General features: G+C 74.0%; 13 protein-coding genes, 1 rRNA gene and 1 pseudogene. 12 read left to right on the plus strand and 3 right to left on the minus strand.

The window, feature by feature from the left end; all coding sequences use genetic code 11:
• Positions 1-10 precede the first annotated feature (10 nt).
• The 3 genes from rrf to QSK22_RS09745 all read left to right on the plus strand — a co-directional run bounded on the left by rrf (position 11) and on the right by QSK22_RS09745 (position 3,446).
• Positions 11-127: ribosomal RNA gene (gene rrf / locus QSK22_RS09735) — 5S ribosomal RNA — on the plus strand.
• 875 nt (positions 128-1,002) lie between these two features.
• Positions 1,003-2,136: a tetratricopeptide repeat protein gene (locus QSK22_RS09740; RefSeq protein ID WP_285493724.1), complete on the plus strand. Its 1,134-nt coding sequence runs from the start codon at positions 1,003-1,005 to the stop codon at positions 2,134-2,136.
• Between the two features lie 134 nt (positions 2,137-2,270).
• Complete coding sequence (locus tag QSK22_RS09745) at positions 2,271-3,446, plus strand: alkaline phosphatase PhoX (protein WP_285493725.1); 1,176 nt, start codon at positions 2,271-2,273, stop codon at positions 3,444-3,446.
• 76 nt (positions 3,447-3,522) lie between these two features.
• On the opposite strand, the gene QSK22_RS09750 is transcribed toward QSK22_RS09745, so the two are convergent.
• Positions 3,523-4,461, minus strand: a complete 939-nt coding sequence (locus tag QSK22_RS09750; RefSeq protein ID WP_285493726.1) for an MBL fold metallo-hydrolase — start codon at positions 4,459-4,461, stop codon at positions 3,523-3,525.
• A 325-nt stretch (positions 4,462-4,786) separates the two neighbouring features.
• A complete protein-coding gene (locus QSK22_RS09755) occupies positions 4,787-6,106 on the minus strand; it encodes a DUF1015 family protein (RefSeq protein ID WP_285493727.1) in 1,320 nt (439 codons plus the stop codon).
• Positions 6,107-6,179: 73 nt separating this feature from the next.
• Here QSK22_RS09755 and QSK22_RS09760 point away from each other — a divergent pair, with 73 nt between their 5' ends.
• The 3 genes from QSK22_RS09760 to QSK22_RS09770 all read left to right on the plus strand — a co-directional run bounded on the left by QSK22_RS09760 (position 6,180) and on the right by QSK22_RS09770 (position 9,172).
• Complete coding sequence (locus tag QSK22_RS09760; protein ID WP_285493728.1) at positions 6,180-6,623, plus strand: tetratricopeptide repeat protein; 444 nt, start codon at positions 6,180-6,182, stop codon at positions 6,621-6,623.
• A 47-nt stretch (positions 6,624-6,670) separates the two neighbouring features.
• Complete coding sequence (locus tag QSK22_RS09765) at positions 6,671-7,675, plus strand: HAD-IIA family hydrolase (RefSeq protein ID WP_285493729.1); 1,005 nt, start codon at positions 6,671-6,673, stop codon at positions 7,673-7,675.
• A gap of 396 nt (positions 7,676-8,071) precedes the next feature.
• Positions 8,072-9,172, plus strand: a complete 1,101-nt coding sequence (locus QSK22_RS09770; protein ID WP_285493730.1) for a glycerophosphodiester phosphodiesterase family protein — start codon at positions 8,072-8,074, stop codon at positions 9,170-9,172.
• A 47-nt stretch (positions 9,173-9,219) separates the two neighbouring features.
• Here the strand turns inward: QSK22_RS09770 and QSK22_RS09775 are convergent, their stop codons facing one another.
• Positions 9,220-9,561 (minus strand): SCP2 sterol-binding domain-containing protein, encoded by a 342-nt coding sequence (locus QSK22_RS09775; protein ID WP_285493731.1) that lies wholly within the window; start codon positions 9,559-9,561, stop codon positions 9,220-9,222.
• A 115-nt stretch (positions 9,562-9,676) separates the two neighbouring features.
• Here QSK22_RS09775 and QSK22_RS09780 point away from each other — a divergent pair, with 115 nt between their 5' ends.
• From QSK22_RS09780 to QSK22_RS09805, 6 genes and pseudogenes are all read left to right on the plus strand, one after another.
• Positions 9,677-10,099, plus strand: a complete 423-nt coding sequence (locus QSK22_RS09780) for a hypothetical protein (RefSeq protein WP_285493732.1) — start codon at positions 9,677-9,679, stop codon at positions 10,097-10,099.
• A complete protein-coding gene (locus QSK22_RS09785; protein WP_285493733.1) occupies positions 10,096-10,905 on the plus strand; it encodes a TlyA family RNA methyltransferase in 810 nt (269 codons plus the stop codon). Before QSK22_RS09780 ends, QSK22_RS09785 begins: the two co-directional genes overlap by 4 nt.
• A gap of 219 nt (positions 10,906-11,124) precedes the next feature.
• Positions 11,125-11,991, plus strand: a pseudogene (locus tag QSK22_RS09790) (NAD kinase); the annotation flags it as partial.
• A 294-nt stretch (positions 11,992-12,285) separates the two neighbouring features.
• The gene (gene recN, locus QSK22_RS09795) at positions 12,286-13,995 is read left to right on the plus strand and encodes a DNA repair protein RecN (RefSeq protein ID WP_285494040.1); all 1,710 of its coding nucleotides are present in this window, start codon (positions 12,286-12,288) and stop codon (positions 13,993-13,995) included.
• Between the two features lie 393 nt (positions 13,996-14,388).
• Positions 14,389-15,624 carry a putative cytokinetic ring protein SteA gene (steA, locus tag QSK22_RS09800; protein WP_285493734.1) on the plus strand — a complete coding sequence of 412 codons (1,236 nt, stop codon included), beginning with the start codon at positions 14,389-14,391 and terminating at the stop codon, positions 15,622-15,624.
• Positions 15,621-16,577 carry a copper transporter gene (locus QSK22_RS09805; RefSeq protein ID WP_285493735.1) on the plus strand — a complete coding sequence of 319 codons (957 nt, stop codon included), beginning with the start codon at positions 15,621-15,623 and terminating at the stop codon, positions 16,575-16,577. Before steA ends, QSK22_RS09805 begins: the two co-directional genes overlap by 4 nt.
• Positions 16,578-16,618 lie beyond the last annotated feature (41 nt).

Here is a 16,618-nt window from a genome sequence, read left to right on the forward strand (position 1 = left end):
GTGTTGGTTGTTCGGTGGTTTTGGCGAAGGGGAAACACCCGGTCCCATTCCGAACCCGGTAGTTAAGCTCTTCAGCGCCGATGGTACTGCATGGGTGACTGTGTGGGAGAGTAGGACGCCGCCGGACATTCTTTTGGTCGAGGGCCGCCTCGGTAACGAGGTCGGCCCTCGACGCATGTCTGGCCCTGCCAAAATAGAGTGCGAGGGTCCACCGAACATCGAGAAACTGTGACGGACGGGATGAGCGCGGAAGAGGACGGCCGCGGCGGCGACGACCGCCGGCGGCGCGACGAGCGGCAGCGCAGGAATGGGGGACGGGGAACGCCTGCCGGTCGTGGGGGAAAGCCTCGCGGCACCGGGGGACCGGGGCAACGCAAAGGCGGCGGTTTCGCGTCACGCAAAGAATCTGGGCGGGGTGGTCGAGGTGCCGCGGGCGGCCGTCCGGCTACGGGATCCCGTTCGGGCCGATCTGGCTCGGAGGGCGGCTGGAAAGATCGTCCAGCACGGAACCGCAAGGACCGACGAGACGAACGCTCGGGCGATCGTCCGTTCGGGAAATCGTCGGATCGTGCTCGACCCACGGGTGACAGGCGCGACGAGCAGCGCACCGACGCCCGCCGGGGCCCGCGCGGTGCGGACAAGCGTCCAGGACGTCCCTTCGCCGCCGGCCCGGGCAAGGAGCAGGGGGAGCGGCGCACAGCAGGCCCTGCGTCCAGGCGATTCGAGGCCCAGCGCGCTAAGGGCCGCTTCGGCGACCGCGATCGCGACCGGGCCCGCGACGAGGCCCGTGACCGAGACCGCGGCCACGGCAGGGAGCGCGAGCACGGACGCGACCGGTACCAGGACCGCGGGCGCATCGCCGACAGGCGGCGCGGCGCACCGGGCACGCGAGGGCAGAAGAAGGCCGGGGAACGCCCCTACGGCCCGTCCCGTGACAAGCTCGCCCGCCGCAAGGCCGGACAGGGACGCGAAGAGCACACGCCCAAGTACGACGAGCCGACGGTGCCGGAGAACGTCACGGGCGGCGAACTGGACGCCGAGGTGCGCGAGGAGCTGCGCGCCCTGCCGAAGGACCTCGCCGGACGGGTGTCCCGGCACCTGGTGATGGCGGGACGTCTCTCCGAAGAGGACCCGCAGGCCTCCTACGCCCACGCCAAGGCGGCCCGGCGGCTGGCCTCCCGCCTCGGCATCGTCCGGGAGGCCGCAGGGCTCTCCGCCTACCGTGCGGGAGAGTGGTCCGATGCGCTCGCGGAGTTGCGTGCGGCGCGCCGGTTGGGGACGGGGGGCGACGCCTACCTGCCCGTCATGGCCGACTGCGAGCGGGGCCTGGGGCGGCCCGAGCGCGCGCTCGACCTCATCAAGTCCGCCGAGACCGCACGGCTCGACCAGGCCGACAGGATCGAGCTGCGCATCGTGGAGTCGGGGGCGCGGCGGGACCTGCAGCAGTACGAGGCGGCGGTCGTCGCCCTCCAGGTGCCCGAGTTGAAGGACCGCCGGTTGCGCCCTTGGTCGGCGCGGCTGTTCTACGCCTACGCCGACGCGCTCGAGGCCGCGGGGCGGCGCGACGAGGCGAGCGACTGGTTCGCCCGCGCCGCGGCGGCCGACCGCGACGGGGAGACCGACGCCGCCGAGCGCTACGCGGAGCTCGAGGGCCTCCACATCATCGACACCGAGGAGGACGAGGCGTACGCGATCCCCCTGGACTCCGATGAGGCGCCGCCGTCGGCGACCGGCGAGGCGCCGGCGGAGGCACCCGAAACACCCCGGACCGACGGCGCACAGGCGACGGCCGGTGAAGCCGAAGCGGCCGCCGAGCCCCGCGGCACCGTCAGGGACGCTCCGGAGATCTCCGTGGTGTTCCGGGAGCCTGCGGCCGCCGAGCCGATGCCCGCGGCACCGGCGGACGCATCCGCCGCCGATGACGCCAGGCACGACCGCGATCGTCCGGCACCGGCCGGGGCGGGCGACGAGGCGCCTGAGATCTCCGTGGTGTTCCGGGAGCCGGTCGCCCGGTCTGAGGGCCGCGACGAGGCCTCAGCGGCCCCAGAGGGCCCTGTGAGCGGCGCGGGGGCCGCCGAGGACGGCGAGGCCCCGGCGGAGGACCGCGGAGAGGAGCGGAACGGGTCCGCCGACTGAGCGGACCCCGTCCGGAATCTTGACGGGTGCCGCGCTTCGCGCGATGTTCACGAAACCGTGGTCGTTCGGGGGCGCCGGTGCCATATGCCGGTGGTCGACTCCACGTGATCGTTGACGAGCGTGTGAGGAGCGCCATGCCGACGACAGGGCCGAGCCGACGCACCTTCCTCCGCACGACCGCCGTCGCCGGTGGCACGGCCGCGTTCTCCGGGGCCCTGTGGCAGCAGGCTTTCGCCGCAGGGCCCGCGCAGCCGGGGCCCGGCCCGTACGGGCCCCTGCTGGCGGCGGACGGTAACGGCATCCAGCTGCCCCAGGGGTTCACCAGCCGTGTCATCGCCCGGTCGCTGCGGCGCGTGGAGGGCACCCGGTACACGTGGCATCCCGCACCGGACGGCGGGGCGTGCTTCCCGGACGGCGACGGGTGGATCTACGTGAGCAACTCCGAGGTGCCCCTCGTCGGGGGAGTGTCGGCCGTACGGTTCGACGCGACGGGGAAGGTCGTCTCGGCGTACCGCATCCTCAACGGCACGTCGCTGAACTGCGCCGGCGGAGCGACCCCCTGGGGGACGTGGCTGTCGTGCGAGGAACACGATTTCGGCCTGGTGTACGAGACCGATCCCCGGGGAGAGCGTTCCGCCCGAGCACGCGCGGCCATGGGGCGTTTCAAGCACGAGGCCGCCGCGTGCGACCCCGACCGCCAGGTCGTGTACCTCACCGAGGACCAGCCGGACGGCTGCTTCTACCGGTTCCGGCCCTCGACGTGGGGGGACCTGTCCGCGGGCGCACTGGAGGTCCTCGTCGGTTCCGGTACGGGTGAGGTGACGTGGGCGCGGGTGCCCGACCCGGAGGTCTGGCTGACGCCGACCCGGGATCAGGTGCCGGGCGCCATGCGCTTCAACGGGGGCGAGGGCTGCTACTACACCGGCGGCGTCTGCTACTTCACCACGAAGGGGGACAACCGGGTATGGGCGTATGACGCGGCCGCCGGACGGCTGGACCTGGCCTACGACGACGACCTCGTCACCACCGGTGAACCCCCGCTCGCGGGCGTGGACAACATCACCGGGACGCGCTCCGGAGACCTGTACGTCGCCGAGGACGGCGACAACATGGAGATCAACGTGATCACACCCGACGGTGTGGTGGCACCGTTCCTGCGCGTCCTCGGCCATGACGAGTCCGAGATCACCGGGCCGGCGTTCTCGCCCGACGGCAGCCGCCTGTACTTCTCGTCCCAGCGGGGGACCAGCGGCTTCGCGGCGGGGACGGACGGTTGCACCTACGAGGTCACCGGCCCGTTCCGCCGCTGACTCCGCCGGGGGCCGCCGGTCCCTCCGCCGGCGATCAAGCGGAACCTTACAACGTCAAGGTGCTCGCCTTGACGCCTCACCTCTTCTCGGACCTGCCGAGGGAGTGCATGATGCCCGCGACGTTGCTCTCGATCCCGCTGAGCACCTCGTACTTGGCGACGAGCTCGGGGTCGGCCTCGGACCGGGTGAGGGCGTAACGCTCGTTGGTGCGGTCGCGGACCATGGCGACGGCGTGGTCGAGGTCCATTCCCCGGTCGCGCGCCTCCCGCACCGTGTCGACCCAGACGCGGAGTTCTTCGGCGGAGCGCTCCAGCGTTTCCGTCACGTCCGAGACGGGGCCGTAGTGGGCGAACAGCAGCCGCTGCGGCCCCAGGGCCTGGAACTTGCGCAGTGAGGCCAGCGCCGTGTCCAGGTCGAAGTCCGGGGGCGGCGTGGCGGGCCGCACGTCCTTCGTCTCGGGCACGTAGACGCCGGCCGCGTCCCCCACGTAGAGGTCGCCGGTCTGCGAGTCGAACAGCCCCACATGGTGCTTGGCGTGCCCGGGGGAGTAGTGCGATTCCAGCCTCCGCCCGCCCCCGAGGTCGATCACCCCGGTGTCCTCGACGGCGCGGATGCGCGCGGCCTCCGTGGGCTTGAGCTCCCCGAACAGCGTGTCGAGCCGGTCCCCGTACACCATGCGCGCGCTGCGCATCAGCCGCTCCGGCGACGCCAGGTGCCGCGCGCCCTTCTCGTGGACGACGACTTCGGCGTCGGGGTACATCTTCGCGATGTCCCCGACCCCGCCCGCGTGGTCGAGATGGATGTGCGTGACGACCACGGTCGCCAGGTCGGACGGGCCGACCCCGAGTTCGTCCAGCGCCCGCCGCACCACCGGCGCCGACCCGGCGGTGCCCGGCTCCACCAGGCAGGGCCGGTCGGACAGGATCAGGTAACCCGCGGTGATGCCCGTGTACCCCGCCATCCGCGTGTCGATCTCGTACACATCGCCGCCCAGCGGCGTGATCGTGGTGTCCATTGGACGATCATCACTCCGTGCCGCCCGGTTATCCACAGTTCCGGCGTGGTCTTTCGCCCGCCTTCCCCGATGCCGGATCGTTGCAGGGACGGAAGGAGGCGGCCGTGAGCAGCGGCAACGCGGGTGACTGCACCCCGGTTCACCGTCGTGATGGCCGCGAACGGGTCCCGCGGCTCGGGCCGGGCCGTCCTCGGCGTGTGGTCCGGGCACCGGATCGCGCGCACCGGCCGCAGCACCCGCACCCGTCCGCGCCCGGCTGCGCAAAGGGGAGTGTTCAGCCGCCGCCGGCTGCCGGGGGCATCGAACCGGTCGGTTCGGCGGTCCGTCAGCGGAGGAGGCGCAGGACGAGGCCGGTACGGGGCTTGGGGCCGAAGGAGGTCGATTTGCGGGGGACGCGTTCGCCGTCGCCGGCCACGGCGAGGACGTCCTCGACCTTGAGCGGGTTGAGGATCACGGCGGTGCCGCCGGTGCGGCGGGCACGGTCGAGGGCGGCCCCAGGGTCGTGGTGCACCACTTCGACGCTGCGTTCGTCCTCCGGAACGTTCCAGGCCTTTTCGATGAGGAGGCGGTCGAGGACGGCGGTGTCGAGAGCGCGCCACCGCGGGGAGCGGCCGCAGGACATCGCCTCGCCGAGGCGGTGCGGGTCGGGGTCGGTGAGCAGGTGCGGCCGGTCCCCTCCGGCCAGCAGGAAGGCCGGGCGCGGTGCGCCGGCCAGGCGGGCGACGGCCGCGCCGAGGTCGGGCGGCATGGGCGTGACCCGGAAGAACCGCGCGGCGCGGTCCACGGCGACGTGCGGCGGCAGGCCGGGCAGGACGCGGTGGATGGCGCCCAGGTACGGGGGGTAGCGCGTCGAGTCGACCAGTAGCGCGAGGCCGTGGTCCCACGGGCCGGGGCCGTCTCCCGCGGCGTGGTGGCGGGCCTGCAGGGTGCGGTACGCGGCGTACCGGTGGTGGCCGTCGGCGATCAGTGCGCGGCGGGGCCGCAGGTCGGCGGCGACCCGGGCGTGCAGGCGCGGATCGGTGACGCGCCACAGGCGGTGTTCGAGGCCGTCGTCGGTGCGGACGGACAGCAGGGGAGCGCCGCCGGCGGTCTCGTCGACGATGTCGGCGGTGTCGCCGTCGCCCTCGTACACCAGGAAGATCGGTTCCAGGTCGGCCTGGACGGCGGTCATCAGGGCCAGGCGGTTGCGCACCGGGCCCGGGTAGACGTTCTCATGCGGCAGCACCACCCGGTCCGCCTCCGCGCGGAGGGCGAGGGCGCCGATGAGCCCCCGCTGCAGGACGTTGCGGGCGTCCGCGACCTCGTAGACGTACAGGGACGGCTCGGGGTCGGCCGCCAGCACGCCTCGGGCGAGCCATTCGTGCAGCGTGTCGCGGGCCTGCTGCGGGGTCGGCGGCAGGATCAGCCGGACGATGTTGTGCCCGCCGGCGGCCAGCAGCCGCCGCACCTGCGCGTCGTCGATCAGGTCGTACGGCGGGGTGGTCACCGCCGCCAGGTCGCCGACGACCTCCGGGGCGAACCGCACCCCGCGGAACGGCGCCAGCTCCAGGCCGCCGCCGGAGGGCGGCTCCGCGGCGCCGAAGACGCGGGCGCTGAACTCCTCGGCGTCCAGTCCGAGGGGGAGGTCGTCGTCCACCGTGGGCATGCTAATCCGCGATCGCCGCATCGTCCGTGCCCGGGTACGGTCGATAGAAACCGGAGTCCGAGGGGAGGTCCACATGAGTGTTGAAGGACCGGGACGGCCGGACGATTCCCCGCAGGACGCTCCCGGTGATGATCCCGGCGGCCCGGACGGCGGCGTGTACGAGTGGTACACGCGTGGGCTGAGGCTGCTGAAGTCGGGGAGCGCGGCGGCGGCCCTGCAGCTGCTGTCGCGGGCCGCGGAGGCCGAGCCGTCCTCGCGCAGCATCCGGGAGGCGCTGGCCCGCGCCCAGTTCGGGGCGCGGCGGTACGGCGACGCCGCCGACAGCTTCCGCTGCATCGTCGAGGCCGACCCCGCCGAGGACTACGCGCTGTTCGGCCTGGGGCTGTCGCTCAGCCGCCTCGGAGACTTCGAGGGCGCGGTGGAGTACCTCGCGCTCGCGGTCGCCATGCGGCCCGACAACAGGGACTACGCCAACGCGCTGCGGCATGCCCGGGCCACCCTCGCGTCCCGCAGATGACCGGCCCCTACGATCGGGCTGGAACCGTCCAAAGCGGAAGGGACGCGATGAAGGGCTGTGACAGGCCGCTGTGCGAGGCGTACGACGTCGCGCTGCTCGACCTCGACGGCGTGGTCTACATCGGGCACCGCCCGGTGCCCGCCGCCGCGGAGTCTCTGGCCAAGGCGCGTGCGGCCGGGCAGCGGCTGGCGTTCGTCACCAACAACGCCTCCCGTACCCCCTCGGCGGTCGCCGCGCTGCTGACCGAGGTGGGGGTTCCGGCCGAGGCGGCGGACGTGGTGACGTCGGCGCAGGCGGCGGCGCGACTGCTGGCCGAACGGCTGCCGAGCGGTTCGGCGGTGCTCGTCGTCGGCGGCATGGGCCTGAGGCACGCGCTGTACGCCCAGGGGCTCCGCCCGGTGTCGTCGGCGTCCGAGCGGCCGGTCGCGGTCGTGCAGGGCTACGACCCGCGGTTGTCGTACGACCTGATGGCCGAGGGCGCCCGCGCCGTGCGCGACGGCGCGCTGTTCGTCGCGTCCAACGGCGACCTCACCATCCCGGCGGGCGCCGGTGGGCAGCAGCCCGGGAACGGCGCGCTGATGCAGGTCATCAGGGCCGCGACCGGGGTGGACCCCATCGTGACGGGGAAGCCGGAGCGTCCCCTGCACCGCGAGTCGATCCTGCGCACCCGCGCGCAGCGGCCCCTGGTGGTGGGCGACCGGCTCGACACCGACATCGAGGGCGCACACAACGGCGGCGCCGACAGTCTGCTGGTTCTGACCGGGGTGACGGACCCGCTGACGGCGCTTACCGCGCCGCCGCGGCATCGCCCCACCTATCTGGCGCCGGACCTGACCGGCCTGCTCGTCCCCCACCCGCACGTGCGCAGTTCCGGCGATCGCTTCGAGTGCGCCGGGTGGACGGCCCGGTGGGCGGGCGACGTCATCGAACTGACCGGCGACGGCGACCCGTACGACGGCCTGCGCGCCCTGGCGGCCGCCGCCTGGCGCGACGAGCAACCGGCCGCCCCGAAGTCCGTCGCCGCCGCCCTCGAGCACCTGTCCCTGGCCTGATCGCCCACAGCGCCTTGTGATCCGCCCGCACCCGGTCGGCGGTCATACGGATCTGCCGATCATCCCGTCCGCTTCGGAAGGTCCGGGGCAAGCAAACCTCGGCGGCTGATCTGTGGCCGCTGCCGGCCTGAGCGCCTCCCCTTGTTCGCGCTGATCGGGGGTGCCGCGCCCGGCCGTTTGCCTCAAGACTGACTCCTGGGGCAACAGGGACTGCCGGGGGAGGGGGCGGTGAGTAGGTGGCTGGGTGAACGTGGTTGTTGTGCTGGGAGGGGGTGGGTTTGTTCGCGTGGGGGCTACTGATCGTTTGTCTCGGGATCACTCGGTGCACCCTGGGGCGGCGCACCGTGTCCCACGGGCCGTGCGGCCCGCCGGAACGGAAGGGATTGCGAGACAACCATGACCAGATGGCGCCGTGTCGTCCTCGCAGCGACGCTGACGGGCGCGCTCGCGGTGACGGCGGCAGGGACCGCGCAGGCCGCCGCCGAGGCGGGGCCGAAGCAGCGGACATTCGATCTGCAGGCCCACCGGGGCGGGCTGGGGCTGGTGGTGGAGAGCACGCTGCCCGCCTTCGCCAACGCCCTGCGGCTCGGGGTCAGCACGCTGGAACTCGACGTGCAGATCACCGAGGACGGGCAGGCCGTGGTGACCCACGACCGCCGGGTCGACGGGCGCAAGTGCCGGGACACGGGGCCGGCCGTACCGGGCGACCCGGAGTACCCCTACGTCGGCAAGTACGTCAACACGCTGACGCTCAAGCAGGTCCGCACCCTGGACTGCGGTTCGCAGACGCTGCCGGAGTTCCCGGGGCAGCGCGCCGAGCCCGGGGAGCGGATGCCGCTGCTGAGCGAGGTGTTCGGGCTCGTCCACCGGTACCGCGCATACGGCGTGAAGCTGAACGTGGAGACCAAGGTGGAGGCGGGGGCGCCCAGCGAGACGGCGCCGCGCGAGCAGTTCGTGCAGGTCACCGCGCGTGAGGTGCGGCGGGCGCGGATGGTGCGGCAGGTGACGATCCAGAGCTTCGACTGGGGCGCGCTGATGCGGATGCGCCAGGTGGAGCCCAGGCTGCCGCTGGTCGCGCTGACCAACTACGACTTCCTGCAGGTGGGGCAGCCCGGCAAGTCGCCGTGGCTGGGCGGCATCGACATCGACGACTTCGGCGGCGACCCGCTGCGGGCGGTGAAGTCGTTCGGCGCGTCGGCGTTCTCGCCCGTGCACGGCTTCCCGCAGAACGGCAAGGTCACCGACCCGGACTACCGGCCGTACGTCACCCGGACGATGGTGGACGAGGCGCACCGGCTGGGCCTGAAGGTGATCCCCTGGACCGTGGACGACCGGGCCACCATGAACAAGCTCATCGACGACGGCGTGGACGGCATCATCACCGACTACCCCGACCGGCTGCGCGCCGTCATGGCCGAGCGCGGCTTCAAGCTGCCGCGGGCGTACAAGGAGCACAAGAGCCGCGGCGAGCGCACGGAGCCGTCGCGAGTCTCGTAGGGGTGCCGTAAGCCCCCCGGGGCCCCGCCGCGCCCGGCGGCGGGGCCTCACAGCAGTTTGCGCAGGCGCAGCAGGTCGAGCAGGCTCGCCTCCACCTTCAGCCGCCCGCTGGTGAACGCGCGGGCGGGGTGCAGTTCGTCGTTGGCGAGCGCCACGAGGTCGTCGCTGCGCACCGTGATCCGCACCTGGGCGGCCTTGGGGTCGTCGGTGGGCTCGAACGGATCCAGGCCGCCGGCGTGGATCCGGGAGCGGTAGGCGAGCCTCAGGTCGGGAATGCGGCAGCTGATCGTGCGTTCGACGACGTGCTCGGCGAGCCGCTCCTCGTCCACCTCGGCCAGCCGCTCGGTGATCCGCCCCAGGGCCGCGCGGCAGTCCTCCTCGTTCGCCATGGTCAGGCCGTTCCCCGTTCGGTCGACAACGATGTCGTGAAGGGACGGTAGCGTTCTGACGGAGCCGGAGGCGACCCGCGGTGCGCGGTCGGGGTCTTCTTGGAGGTTGCAGGTGATGTCTGGCGAGGCCGTGGAGGAGCCCGTGGAGCCGTCGGAGCGGGCCGTTCATGCCGCGCCGGAGCACGCGCCCGCCCCGCCCGGCGCGCCGCCCCAGGGCGGGGAGGCCGAGGCGCGCACGGGCGTGGCCGAGGCGGTCGTGCCCGCCGGGCCGCCGCCGGAGCCGACCGGCGATCCGCGCGTCGACCTGGTGCTGCAGCGCCTGACGGAGCTGGGCGGCGCGCCGGTGTCGCGGCATGTGGCGGTGTTCGAGGACGTCCACCAGCGGCTGCAGGACCTGCTCGCGTCGGCCGACGAGCCGGAGGACGCCGGGCCGCCGGTGCCGCGCCCCCCGGGGCCGCGTCCGCCGATGCCCCGGCCGCCGGGGGCGGGGGCCGTCCCGCCGCGCGGGGGTGCGCCGGCTCGGGGCGGGCGGCCGTGAAGCGGCGCAGGCTGGACGCCGAGCTGGTGCGCCGGGGCCTGGCGCGGTCGCGCGAGCACGCCGGCCGGCTCATCGCCGAGGGGCGGGTGCGGGTCGGCGGGCAGGTCGCCGGGAAGGCGGCCACGCAGGTCGATCCCGCCGCCGCCGTGGTGGTGGACACCGCCGACGGCGGCCCCGAGTACGTCTCGCGCGGCGGGCACAAGCTGGCGGGGGCGCTGGCGGCGTTCACCGGGCTGAAGGTGGAGGGGCGCCGCTGCCTGGACGCGGGCGCGTCCACGGGCGGGTTCACCGACGTGCTGCTGCGGGCGGGCGCGGCGCACGTGCACGCGGTGGACGTCGGGTACGGGCAGCTGGCGTGGTCCCTGCGCACCGACGACCGCGTCACCGTCCTGGAGCAGGTGAACATCCGCAACCTGACGCCCGAGATGCTGGGCGCGCCGGACGTTCCGCCGCCCGACCTGGTGGTGGCCGACCTGTCGTTCATCTCGCTGCGGCTGGTGCTGGAGCCGATCAAGCGGTGCGTGGCGCCCGGCGCCGACTACGCGCTGATGGTCAAGCCGCAGTTCGAGGTGGGCAGGGAGCGCGTGGGCGCGGGCGGTGTGGTGCGCGACCCGGCGCTGCGCGCCGAGGCGGTGCGGGGCGTCGCCGGGCACGCCGCCGAGCTGGGGCTGGGCGCGGCGGGCGTCGTCGCCAGCCCGCTGCCGGGTCCGTCGGGCAACGTGGAGTACTTCCTGTGGCTGCGCGCCGGGGAGCCCCCGCTGGACGAGGCCGCCCTGGAGAAGGCGATCGCGGAGGGGCCGCAGTGACCGCGCCCGCCGCCCAGGCGAAGCCGCGCCGCGGCGTGTTCGAGCGCGCCCGGCCGGCGTTCCGTACTACCGGGCGTGGAACCGGAGGAACACGGGAAGGGCCGCGAGGAGGGGCGAAATACCGGCAAACTGGGGCGACGCGGGCAAGGCAGGTGGCGCGGGCGACGACGGCCGCGGTGCGGTGACGCGACCCGGGGAGGGCGTTTGAGCAAGAGATCGGTGCTGGTGGTGGCGCACACCGGGCGGCCGGAGGCGGTCCGCAGCGCCCAGCTGGTCATCACCCGACTCAGCGAGGCCGGGATCGCGGTGCGGGTGCTGGACGGCGAGGCCGAGGACATCGGCTGCGTCGGCGTGCAGGTCATGCCGCGCGCCGCCGCGGCGGCCGAGGACGCCGAGGTGGTGATCGTGCTCGGCGGCGACGGGACGCTGCTGCGCGCCGCCGACCTGGCCCGCGAGGCCGGGACGCCGCTGCTCGGCGTCAACCTCGGCCACGTGGGCTTTCTGGCCGAGGCCGAACGCGAGGACCTCACCAACACCGTCGACCGGGTCGTCGCCCGCCGCTACGACGTCGAGGAGCGCATGACCATCGACGTGGTCGTGCGCCGCAACGGCACGGTGACCGACACCACCTGGGCGCTCAACGAGGCCACCGTCGAGAAGGCCGAGCGGGAGCGGATGCTGGAGGTGGTCACCGAGATCGACGGGCGGCCGCTGTCGCACTGGGGCTGCGACGGCGTGGTGTGCGCCACGCCCACCGGGTCCACCGCCTACGCCTTCTCCGCGGGCGGCCCGGTGGTGTGGCCGGAGGTCGAGGCGATGCTGGTCGTCCCGATCAGCGCGCACGCCCTGTTCGCCCGGCCGCTGGTCGTCTCGCCCCGCTCGGTGGTGGCGGTGGAGGTGCTGCCGGACACGCCGCGGGCGGTGCTGTGGTGCGACGGGCGCCGCACGGTGGGGCTGCCGCCGGGCGCCCGCGTGGAGGTCCGCCGGGGCGCGGCGCCGGTCCGGCTGGCGCGCCTGCACCGGACGCCGTTCACCAACCGGCTGGTCACCAAGTTCGGGCTGCCGGTCACCGGCTGGCGCGGACGCCCCCACCAGCCCCCGGCCCCCTCCGAAGCCGACACCGGTACGGGCGCCGGCATGGGCACCGAGCTGACCCGCATGCGCGCCCCCGCGCCCGCGCCGGACGCGCGCGGCCGGACCGCGCCACCCGCCTCCGATACCGGACGGACGACCCACGACACGGACGAAGGGGCGGAAAAGTAGTGTGAGAGAACTCCGCGTGCTCGCGGAGCGTGCGGTTCGCGGCGCCCGCTACTCTCACCGGCGAGGCTCCGAAACCGGGATCTGTGGATGCGAGGGGTTGTGACGCTGGTGCGTCCGATGGTCGATGAGGTGCGGATCCAGGGCCTCGGCGTGATCGACGACGCCGTGCTCGATCTGTCCCCGGGGTTCAACGTCGTCACCGGAGAGACCGGGGCGGGCAAGACCATGGTGGTCACCAGCCTGGGCCTGCTGTTCGGCGGACGGGCCGACCCGCAGCGGGTGCGGCCCGGCGCGGGCCGCGCCGCCATCGAGGGCCGGATCGTGGTCGACCCCGCCGGCCGGGTGGCCGACCGGGTGGCCGAGGCCGGCGGCGAGCTCGACGACGGCGTGCTGATCATCAGCCGCTCGGTGTCCGCCGAGGGCCGCTCCCGGGCGCATCTGGGCGGCCGGTCCGTGCCGGTCAGCACGCTGATCACCATGGCCGACGACCTGGTGGCCGTGCACGGCCAGTCCGACCAGCAGCGGCTGCTGCAGGCCGGGCGGCAGCGCGCCGCGCTCGACCGCTACGCGGGCGCGGAGCTGACCGGGCCGCTGCGCGCCTACACCGCCGCCTACCAGCGGCACCGCAAGGTCGGCGCGCTGCTGGAGGAGCTGACCACCCGGGCGCGCGAGCGCGCCAACGAGGCCGAGGTGCTGCGATTCGGCCTGGAGGAGATCGAGAAGGTCGATCCCAAGCCGGGCGAGGACGCCGAGCTGGCCGCCGAGGAGGAGCGGCTGGCGCACGCCGACGCGCTGCGCGGCGCCGCCACCGCCGCGCACGAGGCGCTGCTCGGCGACCCGGACGCGGTGATCGAGGCGGCCAACGTGGTCGGCCTGCTCGGGCAGGCGCGGCACGCCCTGGAGGCGGTGCGCGACCACGACCCGGCGCTGGCCGGGCTGGCCGACCGGCTGGCCGAGGCCGGCTACCTGGTGGCGGACGTCGGCACCGAACTGGCCGCCTACGGCGAATCGGTGGACGCCGACCCGGCCCGGCTGGCCGCCGTGCAGGAGCGGCGCGCCGAGCTGACCGCGCTGACCCGCAAGTACGGCCAGAACCTGGACGAGGTGCTGGAGTGGGCGCGGCGGTCGGCGGCGCGGCTGGCCGAGCTGGAGGGCGACGACCAGCGCATCGAGGAGCTGCGCGCCGAGCACGCCGAGCTGTCGGAGCGGCTGGCCGCCGCGGCGGCCGAGCTGACCGCGGTGCGCACGCGCGCCGCCGAGCGGTTCTCCCGGGCGGTCACCGAGGAGCTGGCCGCCCTGGCCATGCCGCACGCCCGCGTCGAGGTCGCCGTCAGCCCGGCCGGCGAGTACGGGCCGTACGGGGCCGACGAGGTGGAGGTGCGGCTGGCCCCGCATCCCGGCGCCCCGGCGCTGCCGCTGCACAAGGGCGCCTCCGGCGGCGAGCTGTCGCGGGTGATGCTGGCGATCGAAGTGGTGTTCGCCGGCGCCGACCCGGTGCCGACCTTCGTGTTCGACGAGGTGGACGCGGGCGTGGGCGGCAAGGCCGCGGTGGAGATCGGGCGGCGGCTGGCGCGGCTGGCCCGCAGCGCCCAGGTGATCGTGGTGACGCACCTGCCGCAGGTCGCCGCGTTCGCCGACCAGCACCTGCTGGTGGAGAAGGCCGACGACGGGTCGGTCACCCGCAGCGGCGTCACCGTCCTGGACCGCGAGGGCCGGGTGCGGGAGCTGTCGCGCATGCTGGCCGGGCTGGAGGACTCCGAGCTGGGCCGGGCGCACGCCGAGGAGCTGCTGCAGATGGCCGCCCGGGAACGCGGCATTGCGTCCTGACGCACCGCGCCCTGACGCACCGCGCCCTGACGCACCGTGCGTTGTGGTCCGTCCGGGACACGCGCGGACGGCACCGTTCCGGGCGCGAATGCAGCGTTCCACGCGTGCCGTCCGGTGAATCCCGGGTCGTCCGCAGGTGATCCGCGCGGACCCGCCGCGTTGATCGAGTAGTCTGCGCAGAGGACACGGGCATGCCGTCCACGTGCCGCAGCGCCTTGCCGTACGGCGCGTCGCGTGTGCGGCCCGCACACGGGCAGGCCCGCGGGACGCCCCGGCGGACGTCGGCGGTGCGGCGCGCGACGCGCCGGTGAACGCGGACGGTGAACGAACCGACACGGCCGGGCGCTTGTCGTTACAGGTGTCGGTTCACGTGCTCTGGCAGGATGTCATGCGATGAACGACTCTCCGACCACCGAGCGTCGCGTCCGGCTGTCCCAGCGGCTGCCGCGGCGCGTGCTCGCCCTGGGCCGCGGCCGCGAGGACGGCCTGCCCGGGGTCGGCGGCGTCGCCCGGCTCGACCGCCGCACCAAGAACCTGACCAAGCGGCTGCAGGCCGGCGAGATCGCCGTCATCGACCACGTCGACCTCGACCGGGTCAGCGCCGAGGCGCTGGTGTCGTGCGGGGTGGCCGCGGTCGTCAACGTGGCGCCCAGCATCTCCGGCCGCTACCCCAACATGGGGCCGCAGATCCTGCTGGAGGCCGGGATCCCGCTGGTCGACGACGTCGGCCCGGAGATCTTCACCCGGCTGCGCGAGGGCGACCGGGTGCGGGTGGACGGCGCGCAGGTGTACCGGGGCGCCGAGGTGGTCGCCAAGGGCACCGAGCAGACCGCTCAGACCGTCGAGGCGGCGCTGGCCGAGGCCAAGACGGGTCTGGCGCACCAGCTGGAGGCGTTCGCCGCCAACACCATGGAGTACATGCGGCGCGAACGCGACCTGCTCATCGACGGGGTCGGCGTGCCCGACGTCAAGACCCCGATCGAGGGCCGGCACGCGCTGGTCGTGGTGCGCGGCTACCACTACCGCGAGGACATCGCCACGCTGCGCCCCTACATCCGCGAGTACCGCCCGGTGCTGATCGGGGTGGACGGCGGCGCCGACGCGCTGATCGAGGCCGGCTACCGGCCCGACATGATCGTCGGGGACATGGACTCGGTGTCCGACGAGGCGCTGACCTGCGGCGCCGAGATCGTCGTGCACGCCTACCGGGACGGCCGGGCGCCCGGCCTCAAGCGGGTCAACGAGCTCGGCCGCGACGCGGTCGTGTTCCCCGCCACCGCCACCAGCGAGGACATCGCCATGCTGCTGGCCGACGAGAAGGGCGCCTCGCTGATCGTGGCGGTCGGCACGCACGCCAACATGGTGGAGTTCCTCGACAAGGGCCGCGCCGGGATGGCCAGCACGTTTTTGACCCGGCTGCGGCTGGGCAGCAAGCTGGTGGACGCCAAGGGCGTCAGCCGCCTGTACCGCAGCCGCATCTCCACCTCCTCGCTGCTGTTCCTGGTGCTCGGCGCGTTCATCGCCATGACCACCGCCGTGATCATGTCGCCGGCCGGGGAGATCATCCTTCCCCTGCTGGCCGACCGCTGGCACGCGTTCCTCTTCTGGCTGACCGGACTGTTCACGTGATCGATTTCCGCTACCACCTCGTGTCCATCGTCGCCGTGTTCCTGGCGCTGGCGCTCGGCATCATCCTGGGCTCGACCACGCTGTCGCAGTCGGTGACCGCCGAGCTGAAGAAGCAGGCGAGCGACGCGGCCCGCAACAGCCAGCAGCTGCGCCAGGAGCAGCGCCGGCTGGAGGCCCAGCGCGACGGCGAGGAGCAGTTCGCCAAGACGCTCGGCGCCGACCTGGTCGCCGGCCGGCTCAAGGGCCAGTCGGTGGTGTTCGTGGAGACGCCCGGCGCCAGCAACGACAGCATCGAGCAGCTCAGCGAGCTGGCCAAGACGGCGGGCGCCACGGTCACCGGCCGGGTCACCATCCAGAAGAAGTTCCTGGACGACGACCAGGTCGGCACCGTCGACGAGCTGGCGGGCCAGCTGCGGCCCGAGGACGTGACCCTGCCCGAGGGCGGCGGCCCCTACGACCGCGCGGGCGCCGTGCTGGCCGGCGCGCTGGTCACCCGGGACACCGCGCGCAGCGGCCGCGAGGACGCCGGGGGCGGCGCCGTGCTCAACGGGTTCCGGCAGGCGGGGTACCTGACCACCACCGGCCGGCCCGGCCAGCACGCCACCCTCGCCGTCATGATCGCGCCGTCCACCCCGTACCAGTACGAGGGCGGCGAGATCGACAACCGGGCGCTGCTGTCGCTGGCGGCGGCGCTGGACGGCGCGGGCCGCGGCGTCGTGGTCGGCGGGCCGTCCACCTCCGCCCAGGAGGGCGGGCTGATCGCCGCGCTGCGCGACTCCGACGTCCGCAAGCAGGTGTCGGCCACCGACATGGTCGACACCTCCTCCGGCCGGGTGGTGGCGGTGCTGGCGCTGCAGAACGAGATCGCCGGCAAGTCCGGCCAGTACGGCACCGGGTCGGGCGTGAACGGCTACCTGCCCTCCCCGGTGCCCACCGCGAGCAAGAGCGGGTGAGGAACGGGTGAGCCCCTATGACCCCCAGTGAGACGATCACC

This window comes from Actinomadura sp. NBRC 104425, assembly GCF_030269545.1.
Lineage (GTDB): Bacteria > Actinomycetota > Actinomycetes > Streptosporangiales > Streptosporangiaceae > Spirillospora > Spirillospora keratinilytica.

Coding starts and splice junctions, on each gene's coding strand:
- QSK22_RS09745 (WP_285493725.1), top strand. CDS start 2,271: ATGCCGACGACAGGGCCGAGCCGACGCACCTTCCTCCGCACGACCGCC.
- QSK22_RS09750 (WP_285493726.1), bottom strand. CDS start 4,461: ATGGACACCACGATCACGCCGCTGGGCGGCGATGTGTACGAGATCGAC.
- QSK22_RS09755 (WP_285493727.1), bottom strand. CDS start 6,106: ATGCCCACGGTGGACGACGACCTCCCCCTCGGACTGGACGCCGAGGAG.
- QSK22_RS09760 (WP_285493728.1), top strand. CDS start 6,180: ATGAGTGTTGAAGGACCGGGACGGCCGGACGATTCCCCGCAGGACGCT.
- QSK22_RS09765 (WP_285493729.1), top strand. CDS start 6,671: ATGAAGGGCTGTGACAGGCCGCTGTGCGAGGCGTACGACGTCGCGCTG.
- QSK22_RS09770 (WP_285493730.1), top strand. CDS start 8,072: ATGACCAGATGGCGCCGTGTCGTCCTCGCAGCGACGCTGACGGGCGCG.
- QSK22_RS09775 (WP_285493731.1), bottom strand. CDS start 9,561: ATGGCGAACGAGGAGGACTGCCGCGCGGCCCTGGGGCGGATCACCGAG.
- QSK22_RS09780 (WP_285493732.1), top strand. CDS start 9,677: ATGTCTGGCGAGGCCGTGGAGGAGCCCGTGGAGCCGTCGGAGCGGGCC.
- recN (WP_285494040.1), top strand. CDS start 12,286: ATGGTCGATGAGGTGCGGATCCAGGGCCTCGGCGTGATCGACGACGCC.
- steA (WP_285493734.1), top strand. CDS start 14,389: ATGAACGACTCTCCGACCACCGAGCGTCGCGTCCGGCTGTCCCAGCGG.